This window comes from Marvinbryantia sp. (assembly GCF_047017445.1).
In the GTDB taxonomy this organism is placed as follows: domain Bacteria; phylum Bacillota; class Clostridia; order Lachnospirales; family Lachnospiraceae; genus Marvinbryantia.
The window spans coordinates 189,441-209,314 of record NZ_JBKXTT010000007.1 but is presented as its reverse complement, the minus strand read 5'-3'; the positions used below and the strand labels follow the sequence as shown (position 1 = coordinate 209,314).

At 48.9% G+C, this 19,874-nt stretch carries 21 protein-coding genes; all 21 read right to left on the bottom strand.

Annotated features, from left to right (window positions below; all coding sequences use genetic code 11):
* Window positions 1-21: 21 nt before the first annotated feature.
* The 21 genes from ACLU9Q_RS10390 to ACLU9Q_RS10290 all read right to left on the bottom strand — a co-directional run bounded on the left by ACLU9Q_RS10390 (window position 22) and on the right by ACLU9Q_RS10290 (window position 19,863).
* Window positions 22-297 (bottom strand): hypothetical protein, encoded by a 276-nt coding sequence (locus tag ACLU9Q_RS10390; RefSeq protein WP_412625190.1) that lies wholly within the window; start codon window positions 295-297, stop codon window positions 22-24.
* 68 nt (window positions 298-365) lie between these two features.
* Window positions 366-4,637: a phage tail spike protein gene (locus ACLU9Q_RS10385; RefSeq protein ID WP_412625189.1), complete on the bottom strand. Its 4,272-nt coding sequence runs from the start codon at window positions 4,635-4,637 to the stop codon at window positions 366-368.
* A gap of 18 nt (window positions 4,638-4,655) precedes the next feature.
* Window positions 4,656-5,078: a hypothetical protein gene (locus tag ACLU9Q_RS10380; protein WP_296840185.1), complete on the bottom strand. Its 423-nt coding sequence runs from the start codon at window positions 5,076-5,078 to the stop codon at window positions 4,656-4,658.
* A 13-nt stretch (window positions 5,079-5,091) separates the two neighbouring features.
* Window positions 5,092-5,832 carry a hypothetical protein gene (locus tag ACLU9Q_RS10375; RefSeq protein WP_296840188.1) on the bottom strand — a complete coding sequence of 247 codons (741 nt, stop codon included), beginning with the start codon at window positions 5,830-5,832 and terminating at the stop codon, window positions 5,092-5,094.
* Between the two features lie 84 nt (window positions 5,833-5,916).
* A complete protein-coding gene (locus ACLU9Q_RS10370) occupies window positions 5,917-6,339 on the bottom strand; it encodes a type II toxin-antitoxin system HicB family antitoxin (protein ID WP_296840189.1) in 423 nt (140 codons plus the stop codon).
* Between the two features lie 47 nt (window positions 6,340-6,386).
* Window positions 6,387-6,560 (bottom strand): type II toxin-antitoxin system HicA family toxin, encoded by a 174-nt coding sequence (locus ACLU9Q_RS10365; RefSeq protein ID WP_296840192.1) that lies wholly within the window; start codon window positions 6,558-6,560, stop codon window positions 6,387-6,389.
* 117 nt (window positions 6,561-6,677) lie between these two features.
* Window positions 6,678-12,464 carry a phage tail tape measure protein gene (locus tag ACLU9Q_RS10360; protein ID WP_412625187.1) on the bottom strand — a complete coding sequence of 1,929 codons (5,787 nt, stop codon included), beginning with the start codon at window positions 12,462-12,464 and terminating at the stop codon, window positions 6,678-6,680.
* 74 nt (window positions 12,465-12,538) lie between these two features.
* Window positions 12,539-13,042 carry a Rha family transcriptional regulator gene (locus tag ACLU9Q_RS10355; RefSeq protein ID WP_296836735.1) on the bottom strand — a complete coding sequence of 168 codons (504 nt, stop codon included), beginning with the start codon at window positions 13,040-13,042 and terminating at the stop codon, window positions 12,539-12,541.
* Complete coding sequence (locus ACLU9Q_RS10350) at window positions 13,039-13,608, bottom strand: hypothetical protein (RefSeq protein WP_296836737.1); 570 nt, start codon at window positions 13,606-13,608, stop codon at window positions 13,039-13,041. Before ACLU9Q_RS10350 ends, ACLU9Q_RS10355 begins: the two co-directional genes overlap by 4 nt.
* Complete coding sequence (locus ACLU9Q_RS10345) at window positions 13,605-13,883, bottom strand: hypothetical protein (protein ID WP_412625186.1); 279 nt, start codon at window positions 13,881-13,883, stop codon at window positions 13,605-13,607. The genes ACLU9Q_RS10350 and ACLU9Q_RS10345 overlap by 4 nt, the downstream gene beginning before the upstream one ends.
* 122 nt (window positions 13,884-14,005) lie before the next feature.
* Window positions 14,006-14,182 (bottom strand): CopG family transcriptional regulator, encoded by a 177-nt coding sequence (locus tag ACLU9Q_RS10340; protein WP_412625185.1) that lies wholly within the window; start codon window positions 14,180-14,182, stop codon window positions 14,006-14,008.
* A gap of 130 nt (window positions 14,183-14,312) precedes the next feature.
* Window positions 14,313-15,050: a hypothetical protein gene (locus ACLU9Q_RS10335; RefSeq protein ID WP_412625184.1), complete on the bottom strand. Its 738-nt coding sequence runs from the start codon at window positions 15,048-15,050 to the stop codon at window positions 14,313-14,315.
* A 100-nt stretch (window positions 15,051-15,150) separates the two neighbouring features.
* A complete protein-coding gene (locus tag ACLU9Q_RS10330; RefSeq protein ID WP_412625183.1) occupies window positions 15,151-15,846 on the bottom strand; it encodes an antA/AntB antirepressor family protein in 696 nt (231 codons plus the stop codon).
* Between the two features lie 141 nt (window positions 15,847-15,987).
* Window positions 15,988-16,719 (bottom strand): Ltp family lipoprotein, encoded by a 732-nt coding sequence (locus ACLU9Q_RS10325; RefSeq protein WP_412625182.1) that lies wholly within the window; start codon window positions 16,717-16,719, stop codon window positions 15,988-15,990.
* A 274-nt stretch (window positions 16,720-16,993) separates the two neighbouring features.
* A complete protein-coding gene (locus ACLU9Q_RS10320; RefSeq protein ID WP_296836748.1) occupies window positions 16,994-17,389 on the bottom strand; it encodes a hypothetical protein in 396 nt (131 codons plus the stop codon).
* 12 nt (window positions 17,390-17,401) lie between these two features.
* Window positions 17,402-18,007 (bottom strand): major tail protein, encoded by a 606-nt coding sequence (locus ACLU9Q_RS10315; protein ID WP_296836751.1) that lies wholly within the window; start codon window positions 18,005-18,007, stop codon window positions 17,402-17,404.
* 115 nt (window positions 18,008-18,122) lie between these two features.
* Window positions 18,123-18,470 carry a phage tail protein gene (locus tag ACLU9Q_RS10310; RefSeq protein ID WP_296836754.1) on the bottom strand — a complete coding sequence of 116 codons (348 nt, stop codon included), beginning with the start codon at window positions 18,468-18,470 and terminating at the stop codon, window positions 18,123-18,125.
* Window positions 18,471-18,473: 3 nt separating this feature from the next.
* Window positions 18,474-18,932 carry a hypothetical protein gene (locus ACLU9Q_RS10305; protein WP_296836756.1) on the bottom strand — a complete coding sequence of 153 codons (459 nt, stop codon included), beginning with the start codon at window positions 18,930-18,932 and terminating at the stop codon, window positions 18,474-18,476.
* A gap of 5 nt (window positions 18,933-18,937) precedes the next feature.
* Window positions 18,938-19,276 (bottom strand): phage head closure protein, encoded by a 339-nt coding sequence (locus ACLU9Q_RS10300; RefSeq protein WP_296836760.1) that lies wholly within the window; start codon window positions 19,274-19,276, stop codon window positions 18,938-18,940.
* 10 nt (window positions 19,277-19,286) lie between these two features.
* The gene (locus tag ACLU9Q_RS10295) at window positions 19,287-19,568 is read right to left on the bottom strand and encodes a head-tail connector protein (RefSeq protein WP_296836763.1); all 282 of its coding nucleotides are present in this window, start codon (window positions 19,566-19,568) and stop codon (window positions 19,287-19,289) included.
* On the bottom strand, window positions 19,555-19,863 hold the full coding sequence (locus tag ACLU9Q_RS10290; protein ID WP_296836766.1) for a hypothetical protein: 309 nt from the start codon (window positions 19,861-19,863) through the stop codon (window positions 19,555-19,557). The genes ACLU9Q_RS10295 and ACLU9Q_RS10290 overlap by 14 nt, the downstream gene beginning before the upstream one ends.
* Window positions 19,864-19,874: the final 11 nt, after the last annotated feature.

The following is a 19,874-nucleotide window of genomic DNA, read 5'->3' as shown; positions in this document are numbered from 1 at the left end:
GCCTCCGTTTGGGTGCTGATATTACTCTGTGCCTGCGGCGATCATCTCATCCTGCAGCACATAGGCCGCATCCTCGAATGCCGCATAGTCCGCGCGGCACTGCTCCCGGTGCTCCTTGTACAGTTTCTTCCCGTCCGTTCCCTGCGGGTAACGGCTGATGCTGATATCCTCCGGATTCTCGGAGCTGATTGTACACCGGTACCCTTCCACGGATACCTGTTTCGTGGTATCCCCCTCTGTTACCGTGATAACGGATTCTGCAGTTAATGTGATGCTCTTTTTCTGGTTGTTTAACATGTCTTTGTCCTCCTTTGGGTTGTGTTTTTACTTTTATGATGCCCTGCCTTCCGGCAGAAACCTCCTTTTTATGCCGCCCCAAGGCCTGCGATGAGGGCGTCCTGCTCTGCTATCCTTGCGCGCAGGGCGTTTATCTCATCCCTTGCCGCGGCAAGCTGGTCCTGCAGGGCGTCTATCCTGTCCTCTGCGGATACTATCCTGGATTCTGCCGTGTAAATGCGCCTGTCACAATCCTGCAGGCTGTCCCTTACCTCCGTATTACACCTGTGCTCGTTTTTGATCATTTCAAACATCAGCGGCACAACGATATTATTGTTCCACATTTCCGGGCTGCCGTCCGGGTTGTGGTCGATAGCGATCGGCATTACACCCTCCCAGTCCTCGACGATAAAGCCGGGGATGGTTTTCCTGTAGCGCTCATCTTCTACGCCAATGTAGCCCTCTTTGTATTTAAACCAGTGTACCGGGATATCGTACAGCGGCTCTATATCCTCTGTTGATAATACGGATACCAGGTCTTTATAACGTACAGATGACGAGGACGCCCTCGCAATACGTCCGGTCAGCCCTACCCTCACATTGGCCGCCTCGGTTGACTGGTAGGTATAGACATTGTGCAGATGCACGGTGCCGTCCACCTCGATCGCATCGCTTGTATAGATCTTCCCGGAAGCAGTAAGGCTGCCGTCTGTTATAAAGTTTTCGATGACTCTAAGGCCTCCGTTGATCCTCACATCTCCCTCTGTTACATTCACGTTGCATCTTACCAAATAATAAGTCCCGTTTGTAACGTCGAGGAATGCGCCATAATCATAGGTTCCCGTCGGGCATCCTTTCTTGCACCCGAAGATGCCAAACCGCTCATTATCAGTGCTGAATCCTCCCAGTGTAAAAATGTTCCCGCTTTTCGTGTCCTGCCGGATAATTGGGTAATATGATGTATTGGTGTGCGGCGTTGCTACAATGCATTTTGTGAACGTCGGGCTGTTGGCCCAGCTTGTACCCGTATGTGTCGGAAGCTGCAGCCCGCCGGTCTTCAAGGTGACGCTGGCGGCTGTCAGACTGCCAGTTACGGTCATAGACGCTGCTTTCAAACTGCCGCTTACTGTCGCGGATGCGGCGGTCAGGCTGCCGGTTGAAGTCATGGATGCTGCTTTTATATTTCCCGCCGACGTGATACTGCCGGTTGCGTCAATCAAGCCGTTGGCGTATATGTTGTAAGCATTTACTGTCCCATCCGAAGAAGCAACAAAGCGATGGGCGTTATTGGGGATGCCGATACTAATAAAATCTGTTCCGACAATGGTCTGCACGTTCCCATTCACGCCAAGTAAATATCCGCTGGTAATCTGAAGATCTCCGATATAACCATCTGTAGCCGTAACACTTCCCGAAAAGCTCCCGGTTGCACCATTTAGCGTGCCGTCAAACGTACTGTTACCTGTGATATGCAGGTTGGTAGCCGTAAAGGAATCCGCGATGGTAGCACCCTCCAGCGTGATCTTATCTGCTGAGATCTTTATACTTTCTGCTGTCTGGTTAATCGCCGATATGATGCCGGATTTTTCAACCCGCAGGGCGATCTGATCAGTATGCTGGGTGATCGTCGACTCTGCGGTGGTGATCCTGTTCTCTGCCGCCGCCAGATCGTTTTGGTACGCATAATAATTTCCTACAGTTGCAATGATGCCGTCTTTTGTAATCTTCTGGCTGGCTTCTGCCTTCCACGTTTCCAGCGATGAGACTTTACCGGATACGGTTGAGACCTCTGATTTTTTCGCATAAGTCTGCGAAACTGCCGTGGTGATAGAGTCTTTTGCAAGGTCGATTGCGGACTGCATCTGGGCGGTGGTGCTGTAGCTGGCAAATTTGTTGTCCACATCCTCCGGTGCCGGCGTCCAGTCGGTGACTTTATTGCCTTTTTCCAGCTTGAACCGCACTTTCAGGTCAATACTTCGTCCCGATGCGGTGTTGGCAATCGATATGTATCCGAGGTCATATCCAGTCCCATCAAATGTGATGGAATCCGCACCTGCTTTTATTTGCATGGACTTCTTAACCATCCCATTCTGATACAGTGACAGATTGTACACCACATCGCTTCCAGCAACCCGCTCCACGCTGAATGTGTAATTACCGGATAAGCCCGCCGCATCGGTCAGTTTTACGATTATAACATTTCTTGCGTCAGCAGTCGTTCCTTTTGCTGTCAAGTATCCATCATCATTGTAGGATATCGTCACACCATTGTCTTTTCTGTAGCTGTAGGCTGTTTTTTTAATCAGGTTCCTACCGCCGATCTGGATATTGTTCACCGCCGTCTGGATATCCTTCTGTTCCACCTTCAGTGCGATCTGCCCCTGCAGCGCAGTTATTGACGATTCCGCCGTCGACAGCCGGTTCAGCGAATCCGTAATCCTGGCGTCCGCATCATCTGCAAACTGCGTAAATTCCTGGCTTGTGACACGCAGCGAGATTGCCTTCTCATTTGCAGCGATTTTCGCCCCATGGTCCGTCAGCGTCTCGCCCTGCTCTGTCAATGCCTGTGTCTGCTCCGACAGCGCCACATTCAGTGTTTTACTGCCCACCTGCACAACGGTCCCGGATATAGTTACGCCCTGGTCCGTCAGCGCCGTATCAAAGCTCTGGAAGTCAATCTTCAGAGCCTGTATCGCAGCATCTTCGGCAACCATTTTATCCCGGATGATTTTCCGCTGGATGGTGTTCTCCGTAGCGCCGAGGGCATCCCAGATAAGATTCCCGTCAGCATCCCAGACAGCAAGCGTATAGTCATCCGACGCGTCCTTACCGATTTGCACCCGCACCTGCGAGCCGTCCGAAATCCGGATGGTATTGTCGGAGATCTGCATACGCCCGTCCGTGCCCGCCACGGTAACAATGGCGGTATCAATGGTACCTGCCCGGAGCTTGTTTGCATTTAAGGACGATATCTGCGCGTCGCCGATGCTCCCTTCCAGCATCCAGCCCTTTGCCGTCACCAGCTCCTCGTTGTATATCTTATCAATCAATGCTGTGTGGGACGCAAACTCATCCGTCGTCAGTGACTTGAACGATGCGTAATCACCCTCGATGTCATGTACCCGGATGTTTGTTGCATCCAGGCTTTCTATGGTGGCATATTTTAAATCTGCTTCATCGGCTTTCAGATAGTTCGCCTCGATCTCCCCGACCGTCAGCTCTGTCAGTGCAAGCTTGCCCTGGATGTCGGTAATGCTATTGTTTATGCCTCCGATCGTGCTGCTCCCGGCAAGCCCCTCTTCAAAGTGCAGGATATCCGATACATTGATAGTGCCTGTATAGCGTCCGTCTGCGGAAACCGTAAAGTTTATGACGGCGGCAGCTTCCTGGTATCTCTCCTGCATCTCTTCAAAAGTTAGCACCGTATTCGATATCTCGCAGGTATCCTTATCCGGGTTGTCCGGGTAGTGCACCATCTTCACAATACGCTGCTCTTCCATGGTACCGGTGGCTTCGTCAACCAGCTTTACCATATCGCCCAGACTGTAGGACAGAACGGAGTATCCTGGCTTCTGTGCGGCAAGGTTCCTTACCTCTGCCTGGTAGGACGCTTCTGGCTTTGCGTGGTCTTCCAGCCACAGTTCTGCATCTTCCTTCAGCGCCTGCGGATCCGTGTAGCTTTCGTCCTTCCAAATGTACGCGAGCACCTTGCTGCTGTACTGGAAGTTTTCCAGATATTTTTTCCCGTCGTTGACAGATTCGATCGTCAGCCCGTTCTCGCCGATCGGGATCACGCGCGTGTAAAACTCGTGGCTGCCGGATTCCTTCTTTAGTCGTTTCAGATTCAGCCCGGAAAGAAAATATACGCCCTTATCCTCCCCGCGCTTTGTGTAAAAGGATACCGTCTTTGCCTTTGTATCATAGACCGGCTCACACATAAACGCCTTACACAGGTTCTGGATCACACCCAATGTGTTGACATGCATCATCCCGGCATTGCGGCGTTTTGTGACGTCGCAGTACCCGACTGTCCAACCGCTCCCCGCAAGGGCGGTGCGCGCCGCCTCATCGACTGTGGTATCGGTCACAGAAAAAGTCTGCCATGCTTTTGCCTGCAGCCCTTCCAGATTCAATACCGCTACGATCTGCGGGAAGGCGCTACTGTCTGCCGGCGCCTCCTTGATCACGTACTCGTCATCCTCTGTCTGCACGTACATCTCATTTTCCAGAGATGGATCCTTTGCGAGGTATGTGAAATACAGCGTCTTATCCCCGGTGGAGACATCGCTCTCTATCCTGCAGTCCTTATACTTTGTGATATGCCCTATGGCATTGTAGTTCCTGTCAAATAGCTTAAGCACAGGGCATCCCCTCCTCTGTTATTCCTCCAGCATGAAGGAGAGCGCCAGCAGCTGCGCCACTGTGGGGATGCTGTACCGCTCCGCCTGTTCGCAGCGCTCCACCTCTTCCCTTTTGGCTTTCCGGATATCGATCTCGATCTTCGTGTCCAGCAGCGCCCCGTATTCCTCCTCAAACGCTTTCCAGTTTTCTTCGGATATCTGGTATTCCCGCGTTTTCTTTCCTTTGATCACGCTGTCCACCATGACAGCATTCCCGGCTCCATCCTTATCGGCATACTGTCTGCATAGTTTTTCGCGCTCCTTGTCGATGTGTTCCGCTTCTTTCTGGAGTTTTTCCAGGTTGCAGGCAAGCGCATAACTGAGCTTCGACGGGAGTACAAGTCCCCCACACCCTGCCAGGTCCGAAAAATGTCTGTTTACTTCTCCGAGAGTCATCTGCATTTTATTTTCTCCTTTACATAAAGCGCGGACGGTACTTCAGCGTGATGTCCGTCCAGCTATTGTTTACAGTTATTGTGTTTATGCCCGGGAGCAGCGCAGGCAGCCCCCAGATCTCCAATTCTTTTTTTACTTCCCCGTCCTGCGTAAACAGGCCGGTCTCCCCATCGAGGATGACGTTCTTTCCCGTCACTAGCTCCCCGATTGTTACCGGCAGGTCTTTCCCGGTACCCGCTTCCCTGCATAGCCCAGTGATCACCGTAGATGCTACGCCTGTCTGCGGTGTGATCTCCACACGTACCGGCGTGACGATGTTCCCGGGATTTGTGACGGAGATCTGTGTCTGCCCTGTGAAGGTCTGTGTCACCATGTCTGCGTATTCGTAACAGGAAAACTCCAGTGTCAGCTTCGCCGCGCGGTTGAATTTCACAAACAGCACGTTCAGCGAGTTTTCCTCCAGGCTATGCTTTGCCAGAATCCCGTAAAACTTATGCGTGAAATCATCCAGCTCCAGCTCCGCCGGTTCCAGCAGATGTGAGAGGATCCGGCTGCACCGCTGCAGGATAGCCTGCCGGTCGCGGTCCGCTTTTACCAGCAGCGTCACCTTTATAGACTTGAATCCTGTGGTATTCCCTATGAGCACCGGCATCGGGCTGCCGCGCACCCACTCACTGTCATTCGATATGGAGTGGAAGCCCGGCGTCACGTTCCACTGCACCGCTTCTGCTTCTGATATGTCCCATCCGTTGATTGTCACCGTAACCACCTCCTAAAAAAGTGTATAAAAAGAGAGCGGTTCATCCGCCCTCTTAAAATCTTTATTTCAGATTTTCAATTATTTTTACCTTGACACCCCCAGTTTTGTCATCAGTGCCTCCTGTAGTACCCGCGACACATTAATATGTGCTTTTTCAGCTTCCACGTTCAGCCAGTTTGGCAGCGTGACATTTCTTCTGACAGTTTTATTATCCATTCTTCTGCGGTACTCAGAAAAATCAATATCTACCAGTGTAAGAACCCCGGCAGAATAATCAAAGATGTCCGCATCTTCACGTGCTTTTGCAATCGCCTGTTCCCTTCCGGAGGGAAGCGGAATCTTTATACCGTCGTCCTCCATGTCTATTCCTTTCAGACCGATTGCATCGCGCGCCATTTCAATGGCATCCGCCATATCTTTCCCTTCCGTATAAATTTCCATATCAGGAACGTATACGAGAAAGTCCCCGCCATGCTCTGCAATAAATGTTGGATATACCTGTTTCATCTCTCCCATCCTTCCTTTCTATAAGATATAACCGGGAAACCGGGGGACTATTTCAGTCCCCATTTCCTTAGGATTTTCTTTGCCGTAATCTCATTGATTTCAGTATGTCTCGGAACCTGTTCTGTATCACTTCCACGTTTGTACGTGTCATGATTCCCGCCATGTTCCTTGAATGAAAACCCTGCCTCTTCCAGTTTCCTTATTAAATCCCTGCGTTTCATTAGTGTACCTCCTTATGTATATATTATACACACTTATTACACATCTGTCAACAAGAATATCCATTTAATACACATTTTTATGACATTTTTGATTGTGCAGCATATGTCTCTATGTCTCTATCGCGGTCGCCTTCTTCTGCCCGCCACGGCTGCATTTTCCTGGCTCAGGGGCTTCTGCAGTGCCCCGACCGTCTCCCCGGTGTCGAGCACAATCTTCATGTTCTTGATTTCCTCTACCATGTCGTGCATGCCGGACATCATCTGCTGCATCATCTCCATCATCCCGCTATTATCCACATTTACCACCGATGCCTGCGGTTGGTAATCCTCCAGCATCCGGTTTAGCCGCATGACGCCGGAATAATCCGGGATGGATGTCTGCAGCTCTGTCTGGCGCTTTGCCATCTCTTCCTGCGCCGCGTCAAGCGTCTCCTGCATCATCTCCTGTGCGGATCTCACCGCCGCTGGCGTGCCGTCCTCCATGCCGAGTGCTACCCCGGCAGGTATCTGCGGACCGGTCTCGCGCCGGAAGAGGCGTGACGGGCTGTGGATCTCTGCCTCCTCTTCCATCGCGCGCTTGATCGACTGTATCACTTTCTGCGCAGACGTCTGGATCTTCGCGTCATCCAGCATCCCCGCAAGGATGCCGTCCAGGGTACTGGAGCCGATCTCTCCGCCTTCTTTCTTCAGCGCGGAAAGCCCCGATGATACTTTGGATACGACTTTGGTCGTGCTCTTATAGACCTCTACGGAATCCGCAGCGCTTTTTATCCCGCCAACCAGACCGGATACCGCATCCTCCCCGACCTTTCCGGCCTTTGCGAGCAGGTTTTTCAGCGAGGAATCCATGCCCGCGTTCAGTTCCTGCAGTGCCGCGCGGTAGTCTGCGTTCAGCGCGTTTAATTCCGCCTGCGCTTCCGTGCGGAGCTGCGCGATCTCTTTATTGGTCTCCTGCCGGAGGGATTCGTTATCTTGCACCGCCTGTGACTGCGCAAGGGCATTTTTCTGCTTAAACAACTTCTCGTATTCCGTAAGCTGCGCATCTGTCGCATTTGCAAGTGAATAGATGTTTGCCGCCGCGTCCGGTCCCTGCTCCAGCAGGTAGTCGTAGAGATCCGTGGAGATCCCGCGCTTCTTTAACTTTTCCAGCTGCTGCTCCCACAGGGCAAGACCTGCTACCTGTGTCTGCAGGTTGTGCAGGAGTGTGTCCATGGTGTAACCGTCCGCGTCCCACGCCTCGAAAAGATCCATGGAGGAGAGGATGTCCTGCTTCCGTTCGGCGACCGCATCCTTATATGCGTCCTGCAATTCCTTTACGCTGTCTGCGAGCTGATCGTTGATATCTTTGCTGTTTTCCAGGTAATCCTCGTCCAGTTCTTTCCTCTGGTCGTACCACTCCTGCATCGCTTCAAAGTATTTCCGGTCTGCTTCGATGCGCTCATCTGTCCCGGTCTTAAACTGCTTTCTGGCGGTATTCCAGTAATCCATCTCCGCCTTTGCGGATACCTTGTAATAGACCTTATATTTATCAAGGATGCTGTCCTGCACGGATGCCTGTGTGGTCAGCCGGTCTTTTGCCGCCTGCGCGATCTGGTCGTTGATGGAATTGATCTGCTTCTGGGCGTCGTAATATCCCTGTGTGCCTTTTTTGAGCTGCTTCTGCACTCCTACCCAGTAGGCTTTTTCCTGCTTCAATGACACGTTATGCAGTGTCTCGTAATTTGACAGATACTTCTCTGCAGCAGAGTAGATCTCGCTGTAATAAGTGGCATCGTCCTTTTTGGTGGTCTTTTTTTTCTTCCCGCTGCCGGTGGTCGTTGTCTTCGAGACCCCGAAGTTTTTCGCGATCTGCCCTGCCAGCGAAGAGGATACCCCGGTCTGCTGGATGCTTATCTGCTTGATCTTCTGTGCAGCCTTTGTGTAGGCATCGGTACCTTTCTTTACGTGCTTCTGCACCTGCTGCCAGTACCACTTTTCATCCTCCAGGGATACCTGGTGGGATTTCTTATATTTCGACAGCCAGGATGTAGCATTGGTGTAGACCTTTGCGGACATCTTTTTCGCAGCTTTTCCGGCAAGGGATGCCTTCCGCGTGATGCCGAATGCCGTTCCTTCGGAGATGCGTTCACCGACATCTCTCTGGAATTTTCTGGACGGCGATTTAATCTCCAGCGCCGCCTTTGCCGCTGCCAGCGTCCGCGACGCCATATTTACCGCCGCATTGACAGCACCACTCGCTCCCCCGTAAATGCCGGAAGCTACGCCGGACGCCATGTTATAGCCGACGTTATAGAACGAGTTTTCCCAGGATGCCACTGCGCTGCGCGCAGAGGAAGCGATAGCACCGCCTGCCTGGGCCGCCTGCTGGCGTGCGGCATTTAGTGCATTAATATATGACTGTGCCGACTGCTGCCCGGCAGTCTGAAAATCTCTGGATTTATCCAGCATTGCCTTTGCTGCTCCACCGGCAACCGTATCCCCGGCACCGGATGCGCTTTTTTCTGCATTTTCCAAGCCGCCTGCAAAAGCTTCCCCGAGGGCTGTCCCGGCTGCGCTGTACTCTTCCGATTTTCCGGTGATTCCTTCTGTTCCCGGAGTCAGCGCATCGTTGATGCTCTTCTGCGTGTCTTGCAGGCCTTTTACGACGGCTTCCCCGAGCGTGCGCCCTGCCGTTTCGTAATCACTGCTTTTTTCGCTGATACCGTCCGGATTCAGGATCAGTGTGCCGTCAGATTCCGATACAGCCTCCTGCAGCCCTTCGGATATTTTCTCGCCGAGCGCAGCCCCTGCCTGCCGATAGTCATCCGCCTGTCCCTCTACTGCCGAAATTGCGTTTCCTACTACTTCCGTAAGCGCATCCCTTATGCTGGTATCGCTCTGTATTCCTTCAGCGATCGGCTTTACAAATTCCTGGCTTTTCTGCCGGAACTGCGTTGTTTCTATATCGTCCGCAGCATCTGCTATCTTTCCCTGTATCTTTTCAGCCACTGCCTCATCGATGCCGTCCAGACCTTTTTCGATATTTTCTTTGATGCCCTCCCCGACCGAAGTATAGCCTGCGATTGCATCGGCATCATCCTGCAGTTTTAGGTTCTCTGCGTACAAATCGGCTATTTCCTTGAATTTCTCAGCGTCCGAGCCGAGCGTATCCACAAGTGTCTGTACAAGATTTGCAGATTCCGGTCCCATTTCAGCCAGCGCGTCATACAGCTCCTGCGACATGTTTCCCCCGGCTTCCTCGCCCAGTATCTTCATGTTTTCGCTCCACTGCTCGATACCGGCTTTCTGGGATTCGAGGTTTGTAAGGATCTCGTCCGCCGTTACTTCCGCTCCGCCAGAAAATTCATCAAACAGTGATACTGTCCCTTCTATGGATCCGGCAATCGAATCCCGCATGTTGCTGTAGGCTTCTGCAATTTTCTCGGATGCTGCTGTCACGGCTGCTGCTTCCTCTTCGGACAGACCGGTCAGATCGTTTCCGTATTCATCAAGTACGCGCGCAGTTTCCCCTGCTGCATCCCCTACCGTATTTATGCTGTCTGACGCTTCTTTCGCGCTCTCCGGCAGCAGACCATACTGTTCCGCGATCCGCTCCAGTGCAGCGCTCTCATCATCTGCCTGCCCTTTTGCTTTTTTGAAAGTCTTGTTCGCCTCTTCCTGCGCCCGCTGCGCGTCCCATAACGTATCGCTTGCACTGATTACTGCTCCTTCGTAATTATTGAACGCGGTGCCGTTTTCCTCCACGTACTTCCTGCTTTTCTCCAGTGTGGCATCATACTCTTCCTGTGCCTGTCTTACTGCGTCATCCGCCCGCGCTTTATCCAGCGTTGCCTGTGCCAGTGCCTCGTAGGTCTGCTGTTCCGCTTTCAGGAGCGCGTTTTTCATCGCGAGCCCTTCCGCGTTTTTGAACATTGCCTCCAGTTCTTCGTTTGTTGCATTCAGTACACCCGTCTCTTCGTTAAACGCTTCCGTCAGTCCGGGAACCGAATCTCCCAGTGCGTGCACTGCACTCTCTAACTGGTACTTCTGGAATTCCGTCAGATTTTCCTGCTCATTCAGATCCATCAGCACTGTTTTGTACGCTTCCAAATTTTCCACATCGTCCGTCGCATTATCCACTACGGCCTGTGCGCTTTCCAGTGCCTTTTCTACTTCATCGTTAGATGCTTTTATATCTTCGACAAACTCGTCCAGGATGCTTTTCTGCGGCGTGATCTCCTCCCCGATGCCGTTGACAACTTCTGTCGCAGTCTCAAACAGACCCGTGATCTTCGGCAGTGCTGCATCTGCAATCGGAGTGACAAGATTCTCCTGGATTGCAGAGCCGAGACCGGATACCGCGCTTTCCAGATCGGAATAGCGCACTTCCTTCAGACTGTCCATCGTGCCGCGCACATTCTTGTAGGCATCGTTCACATCATCCAAGGCAGTGATCACCTGCATAGCGTTGTCCTCGCCGAGCGACGACCATACCTCGCTTGCGATCGTCAGCGCCTGCTGCTGGTTCTCCATCTCCGACAGGTCGTTTATAACAGAATAAAAGACATCGCTCGTCGATGCCTTCCCGTTTTTCCATTCTTCAAATAATTTCTTTGTGCCGTCCGAGAAATAGTCAATGTTGTCCCCGATACGCCCGTCTGCGAGGGAGTTCCCGAATTCCTTTACATAGTCATTTACCTTGTCAAGGTTATATGCCCCGGCGTCCAGACCATTTTCCAGGATGGCAAACATCTCTTCCGCGGAGAAGCCTGCCTGTCCCCAGATCTGGGCATACTCCGTAAGGTTGTCCGTCAGTTCCCCGGAGCGGTTCAGTCCGTTCTGCGCGCCTTTCGTGATGAGGTCAAATGCGGTCGTGGCATCCACGCCCATCGTCTTCATCATGACATCGACCGCGCGGATAGATTCGTTGACATCCATGTCGAAGGTATCGCGCAGGGTGATGGCGGATTCTGTGATCTCCGTCATGGAGGAATCATCCAGTTCGCCCATGATCTGGATGACCTCGCTCATAGCATCCGCCACATCACCATAGCTTTTCCCGAAGTTGTCACCCTTTATCTGTTTCATGACAGCCTGGTATTTCTTCGCGGCGGCTTCGGAAAAACCGGTGCTCGCAGCAAGCTTTGCGGATGCGCCGCTTAAATCGTACATGGATTCCTTTACGGCTTCCGCGCCTTTCTTCAACAGGTCCAGAGCGGCTGAAGCTCCTTTATCCACAAAGGCGGAAGCCACTTTATCCCCCAGCGTCGTCGTGATCTGCGTGACTCCATCCGCAGCGTCACCAAATACTTCCATCTCCTGCGATGTCTGTTTCGCTTCCTGCCCCATCTTATCAATGCTGGTCGCGCAGTGATCCGTCGCCTGTTCTGCTTCTTTCAGATACTGTTCATTTTTCTCTATTTCATCATTCTGCTTTTTCAGAGACTTTTCCGCTTCATAAACCTTTTTGTCCCATTCAGCGATACTGCCGATTTCCTTCGTCCGGGCAATATTCTGTTTATCATAAGCCTTTTCCAGCTCTGAAACCGCCTTCGCCTGCTCCTCGTACTCTTTTGTGCCCTGCTGCCCGGATGCTTCCATCTGCTCCTGCGCCTGTCTTGCTGACTTAAGCTGTTTATCCAGTTCCTCCAGACGCTTGCTCTGCTCACGGTAGTTTTCATTCGCTTTTTTCTGCCCTGCTTGCGCCGCTTCGAGCTGCTTCTGGTACGCTCCCTGCTGCTGTTTAAGCAGCTCCTGCTTCTGGCGCAGATAATCCATTGAGTTTGCATTACCTTCAAATTTTTCAGCCAGCCCTTTTAACTGCGCTTCAAACAACTTTGTGCTCTTCTGCGCCGCCTGCACTGCTGCAGTAAATTCTCTTTCTCCATCAAGGGCAAGTATACACCCAATTTTCTTTCCTGCCATAGTTATACCTCATAAAAATCTGCATTATAAAAGCGCCCATTTCTGAGCGCTTTGCGTTTAGTGATAAAATATATTTATTCTACCGGCAGCTTTAACTGCTCATATTCCGGCACCTTCACAAAATCATCTGTCAGCCGGATGCCAAACTGCTCGAAGATTGCCTTTAAATTCGCGGCAATCCGGTGTGGAGCAAGGTTCTGTCTTACCGCCACCCTGTCCATGACGTTTGCAAGTTTGGCTACTTCGCCAACCGGGATTTTCTCGGCAGCGATGATACCTATTCCCTCTTCCATCTGATGGAACCGGTTTATGTAGCGCGCTGTAAATTCCGTTCCCTTCTGCCCGGTAAGTTTGTGGGCAATAAATTCGCAGCCTTTCTTGGTGACGAGGTAGCAGGGCACTGTGCGGTTATTTTCTGAGGCGTAGGTGCTTTCTGTGAAGAAATCATTGAGGGGAATTTTTCCCTCAACTAACTGACTGCAGTATTTTCTAATATCCTTCAACAAATCGGCATGTCGCTTATCCACCATCTCCGCAACTTCCATTGAAGTAATTGTACTTTTCATAATCTCGTTCATACCGCTGCCCTCGCTTTCATTTCTGCCTTTGCTGCCTTCATACCCTGCATATAGCCATACTCGAAAACATATTCTTTGCCCTTATCCCAGTCGCATTTCGCTTCATCATTATATACACCGAAACCAATATCAAACAGTTCTGAAATCATATCCTTCTCTTTTCTGGATTTCCGTACCAGCCTGTTCCTCTTGATTTCATTCAGCGTATTCAGTGCGCGTTTATTTAAATCTGCTGCCTGTCTTTCTTTCCGCCAGCCCATCCAGATGTACAGAAGTACAGTGGATGCACGTTCCCCTTGTAACTTTTTAAACTGTTCAAATAATCCTTCTGCCTTGTCCAGGTACTTCACAGCCATAATTCGATTAATCAACTGTATCGTCTCCTCGATATCCGGTAATTCTTTATTAACCAGAATAGTTTCCATCTTTCTCCGACATACAACAAATTCGGCGGGATTTTTAACATCATATTGTTTTAAAAGCAGCCACACTTCCAGACTACTTAAATTTTCAGCAGACACTGGCAGAATATCCGGTATTTCTTTTGTCACAAGCTTCTTACTCATGCAGCATCACCGCCTTCCGCCAGAATTGCAGGAGCACTATGTTCCGCAATCTCTTTTTGCGCGGCTTCGTAACCACACTGATAGGCATATCGGAAAGTATCTTCCTGTATAGCGCAGACATATTCCTCAAACCATGTCTGCATTTTATCATAAGAGTCTCTGGTTTTCTGTGACACCTGCGACCCGTTCTCCAGACATTCCTCGTAAATCCTCTGGAAGCTTGCTTCGTCGGGGAATACCCCCCCCCGATAATTTTCTGATGTTTTGATTCTCATAATTAAAAATCTCCTTTCAAATTTTTCTTGAAAGAAGTCTCGCCATCTGATATGATAGATTTATCAGAAGGAGACTTCTGGTGTGGATTTAGAAGTTGCAGTCGTTGGTAGCGGGGCAACTTCTATTTTTTATCCAGTTCTTCTTTAACCATTTGAATCCCTTTATTTATAACCTCCGTTTTAGTTGAACTAAGTCTTTCTGCACACTCATTCAATAGCTCATGTTCTTGTTCGGTAAGTCTGATTTCCAGACGTATATTTTTGGGATTTTCTATTTTAGGTCTTCCTGCTGGGCTCATCTAATCACCTCCAAATATTGCCCGTACATTTATTATAATATGCGCCCGTACAATATTTGTCAAGTATTATTTTATAAAAATGAGACCAGATTTCTCCGGTCTCAAAAATCTGTATATTCACTTTTGCAAATCAGTAACATCGCTTACACGGTTCATATCCCATTTGTTCCGCTTCTGCTCTACTTACCTCCCTTGGAGAATCCATACCACTACACGTTGACTTACGGTGGTATTTTGATCCACTACTTGGAATCCATACTTTTTCTACATATTCTGTTTGAGATTCCATCTTTTTTTCACTGCTTTCACTAACCGGATTTTCTTCTTTAACCTCATCATTGACTTCATCCAGAGTTCCTGTTTCTCCGGTATCATAGTCATAATAAAATCCCGTATCTACATCAACAACTCGCTCTTTTATGTATTCTCCGGTAAACATTAAATTTGCATCCATTGTTTCTCCGGAAACATATTTGTGTACAGTTGCGTCTATCGATTGATCCGATAAACGAATACATGTAGAAGTTCTATCCTCTTTTTTCTCCGCACAATATATTAAACAATGAATCCGCTCGTTTTTAGCATCTTCTTTAAAAGCTTTATGATATCCTTCCATGTAATCATAAATATCAAACTCGTCCTCAGTCAGCACTAACCTCCAATTAAATGTTGTATCCTTTAATACTATATTGTAATAATACAACGCAATATTGTCTGTTAATTCAATTACTTCGTCCGGCTCAAGCACAAAAAAACCGGACATAAGGGTCTCATTCCACTCAACTTCAGGATACGTTTCCGCAACTACAATATTGGATGGCAAGAGTAATATGCAAGCAGCGCACAGTAAAATAAATATTTTCCTCATAACCAAATCCTCCCTCAAATGGTATTTTCTTCCATCATACCATACGCATAGTATTTTTCAATAAGTTTTCTCCCATTTTGCGCAGCATTATTTTATAAAATTATGCAGCAAGCTGTTTCGGCACATTCTGCATTATAAAATCCTTAATCTGGTCGTATCCCCATCCATAACTTATAAGCCCGCTTACCAGCATTTCAGCAGACTGCACCGCTTTTAATTCTTCCTCGCTGAAGTAATCCCGCAGATTATCCTTTTTGCCGATACCATACTCTTCCCGGAGCTGGCTGGCGTTTTTTCCAAAGATGGATTTATAGATTACATTGGTATAGGTCGAGTACGCGTGCCCATGCATACGCTCATTTTCGTTCGACTGCTGGAGTGCTTTCGTCAATGCCTGCCGCACAGCAATTCCCTTTGCACGTTCAAGTTCCTTTTTGTGATTAGCTTCCGCTACCAGTTTCAACGCCTGTTCACAGCCCAGAAAATATTTCCGTGCGTCCTCTCCGCGCTCTGATTTTGTTGCCATTGAGATGCGCTTTGCCAAAGAAGCGGTAATCCGGTAATCTTCTGTTGGTCTGCCGCCCTGCTTTGAGGTTTTCACCTTTAGTGGCGAAAACTCATTTTCTTCCGCAAACGGGTTTTCGGTTATATTTTCTTTTACCCATCTGGCATAATGCGCTGGGTTAAGTTCAAGCCAAGAATACAATTTCTTTGACGTTGTATACCCCTCGTCATCAATCTGCAATGCAATTTCAATCGGTGTTTTATTTGCTACATTAATTACTTCATTCATCATCTATTCCTCCTTGATAGTTTTGAATTTTGCGCACAAAAAAGACAGCCTTGCTCGACTGTCTCTTTGCGTTCGTTATTTAGTTTTGGTAAAGATGAGGACGAATTTCTTCGCCCTCATCTCCTATGCTTTATTACACTATTTTCAATAACCATTAGATTCTACACCGTAGACGGCCTGTTCATGAGTAAACCCTTCATACTCCAGTTGTTCAATTAATCCGTCTCGCGAAAATGCAGAATATTCCAAATAAGATTTAGCTGACTTTGCTGCCTGTTCATTCCAGTCAGCCCCACAATTATCAACAGCAAAAACTGCATCTTCATTTGAATATCCTTCATATTCAAGCTGCTCTATCAGCCCAGTATATGAGAATGCTGAATAATCCAAATAACTCAAAGCACTAGTAAGCGCATTTTTCTGTCCCATTGTCATATCCGACTGCGAATCATTCTCATTATCCTTATTCATTATTTCATCATAATAACCATATGCTGTTTTAATATGACTTTGGAATTCATTTACATAGCCTTTATACAATTCCTCCAGACCAACTACTGCCTCTTGACCAATCTCATGCGCATATGTCCCATCATCGTAACAGGTGCTAAGATAAACACTTGCAAAGAAGAACCCGGCCATTGCATCTGATGTTTCGTATTCTGTCATTTTCGAAACATCATCATAGTTATCCTCAAACAGCTTAATACAGACACCTGCATCAAATGATTGCTCCTTCAATGCAGTTGCCGTATGCGTTAAGATATCTTTCTGCGCCTTAAATTCATTGTCTTCCGCTGCTACACGGCTCGCATTACTAGCTACAAGTAATGATACACAAATACCTATAACAGTCACTGCCTTTTTTGTCCTCATAGGTAAACCCCTCCCTCATATGTGATACGCCCATTATAGCAGCTATTTCCATAAATTGGAATAGTATCATATATGGTAATTATCACCTTCCCCGGAAGGAGCCGCCCACACAGCCCCTAAAACATATCCAACAGATTAGGTTCTTTCTTCTTATGTCCGCTCAGTTCTAGGTATTCATCATAGATCAGATAAAACTTTCTCAGCGTCATCCGGAATGTCTCATTTTCCGAATAATTTAAAATCTTTCCTCCAACATAGAGCAGCCGGGCAATATTTACTGCCCGGTCCCTGCTTTTGGGTTTTCATCCCCATCCTCTTCTTCGTCGTTCTCTTCATCTTCGTCCGGATCCGGCATGGAAAGACCATATGCTTCCAGTACCTTCCATGCAACAGGTCTGTAATTTTCGAGCGTGAGAAATCTTCCGACCTCTTTTTCGCTGTGCTGCTCCCCGTCCGCATCATTCACAAGTGTCGTAACAACTGCCCGGAAATAGTCCAGCGTCTCATGGTCCATCTTCCCGTCAGCCGCTTTCGCTGCATACTGCATGACGTCAATCAGCGGCATGTTACATCTTGCCTGGATTTCATCAATCGCGTTAATGGTGAACAGAAGATTTCTCTTCTGCCCACCAAGTTCTATCTCAACGCCCTTCGGTCTTAAATCGCTCATTTCACCCTCCCGTTAAGCAGATGCCTGTCCGATTTTTGCCTGCTTATCCAGCCATGCCTTGGCAGCTGCCTCTGTGCTGAAAATAAGCCTTTTGCCGATGGACATTTTTACATTTCCATCTTCATCCTTGATTTCCACCGGGAACGCCTTTCCTTCGATCGTCGGTGTCTGGAAGTTTGTGGATTCACCTTTCGTTTCTGCATTCTCTGTCGGCTCACTGTTCTGCACTTTATACAGCCAAATTGCAGTAAACGATGTGATGTTATTCTTTCTGCGGCGCTTGTAAAAGCCCATCCCAACATACGGAGCGACATCGTCCGTCCCGATTTCAATTTCTTCCGGGGTAGCCGCATCACCCGTGCCCGCAGCCTCTTTGTAGGTGTGTCCCAGCAAATCAGCCTGCACCTTCAGTGACAAATCATCCGTGCTGAGCGATGTTCCCCAGTCCCTTACAGACAGATCCGTCTCCGACGCCCCGTCATCTGCATAAAGCGTTGTGTCATTTTTATTCGGCGTCCCGGTAAAACTGATTGCCTTACCCACGACATAGCCTGCATCATAATTGTTTCCTTCTTTCCACGGTGCCGCCACCGGGTATTTCATGCCAATATGTGCCATATCAAACTCCTCCTTTAGTTTTAAAGACCCACAGGTCTGTTAATGATTACTCTGATGCGTTATCGCTTTCAACTTTGCATCAGTCCTCTAATTCATCGTCATTTTCAATCTCGCATCAACACTCCAATTCATCATCATTTTCAATTTCGCATTCAAAAATCAGATGACGGATATTCCCCTCCGGTTCCGTCAGGTGCTCTACTGATGGATAGGTAAACCCAGCTGAAAATAACGCTTTGCGAATCCGCTTTTTGATGGAAAGATAATCCCTGTCCATAGGAAGAAAATAATGAATCTGCATGGATGCGACCACTTCCATCGGTCCATCATCTCCCGATAATGCTGCTTCATCTGATGCATAATTGAACGTGATATATTCTTTTTCCCCTCCGCCGGAAAAATCCGCAACAACCGGAATTCCGAGCGGTTTCAGAGCCCGCATTATCTTTTCGTTTACTGTCATATCCTACCCCCAGAGCTTATCCAGATAAGAATCGATTCCTTTCTGGATAAGTTCGTTGCATTCGCTTCTGACGCTTTCCACTGCTTTATCTCTAAGTCCGGCGCATGGTTCCTGCGGCGGTACCTCCCGCCCCCTGCTGTCTTTGTAACCACCACGTCGACCATATTCCAGAATCGCCAGTTTCTTCGCGTTGGACACTCCTTTTGAATCACTTCCAACAGGTCCGATTACTGAAAATACACCGTACTGGTTTTTCTTTGCCGGACGTGCAGCGATTGAGCGCTCAAGTTCATGATCGACGGAATAGCCTTTCTTCACTGCCCCGGCTATCTGGTTTTTCAGGCTTTTCTCCAGTACCGGCGCCGTTACATTGACAGCCTTAATAGACACCTCCGTTATATCTGCAAAGTTATCAAACGCTTTCATCAGTGCGTCAAACCCCTCCACTCGCATTCTTGCCACCGCGCTCACACCCTTTCCGAAATCTTTGTCCAGATTTCCATGTAATCCTTATCTTCCCGGTATGGGTTGACATATTCGATGTCATAATCCTTCCCGGCATACCGCACAATCATGTCGGTATTGATTTCTGCCTCCCCATACCGTATCAGAAAGCGCTTCTTTGCTTCCGAGAATTCCGAGTTTGCTTTTATAATCTCGCTTCCGCTCGTATTCGTAACCTGTGCCCACGGTTCCCGGACAATGCTTTCCGTTGGCGGCACTGGAAAACCGTTGGCATTCGTTCCGCCCGGAACCAGTCTGATAATCTGGATTTTTTTATCCAGATTTCCCGGATTTACATACATAATCGTCACCTCACAGCAGATTTTTCCGGTGCATTCCCAGAATCGTGTCAACAACCTTATTGAGATTATTTTTTTCCGGATAAAGTGCGCGGTTATCATACATATCCTGGCAGAGAATGAGCACAACAATATAAAAATCCTCGTGCTCATCTATCTCTTCATCTGTCAGCCCTGTATACGACCGGACAAAAGCGAGCGCAGCGCTGAGCAACGGCTCAACTTCCCGCGCGCTGCCCCCGTCCTGCCGGATATATTCCAGCACGTCCTTTTCCGTTATCTCACTTACTTTCACTGGAATCAGCTCCTTTTTCGCCGGAAGCGCGTTTTCTGCCGGATTTCACAGATGTTTTCCGGTCTCCGCCAGTTTCATCCGTTTTCTCTGCCGGAGCATCTCCTCCAGCACTCACATCTGGCTTTTCTTGGGCAGCATCAGCCTCTTCGCCAGCTTCATCCGGCTTTGCCTCAACTGTCTCAATATAACCTGCGTCCAGCAGGTCCGCAAGTACAGCACCGTCACTGCACTCGCGGATTTCCCCCTTTGCCATGCACAGGGAGCCGCAGAAGCTTGTCAGCGCCCTTATCTTCATTTGCAGCACCT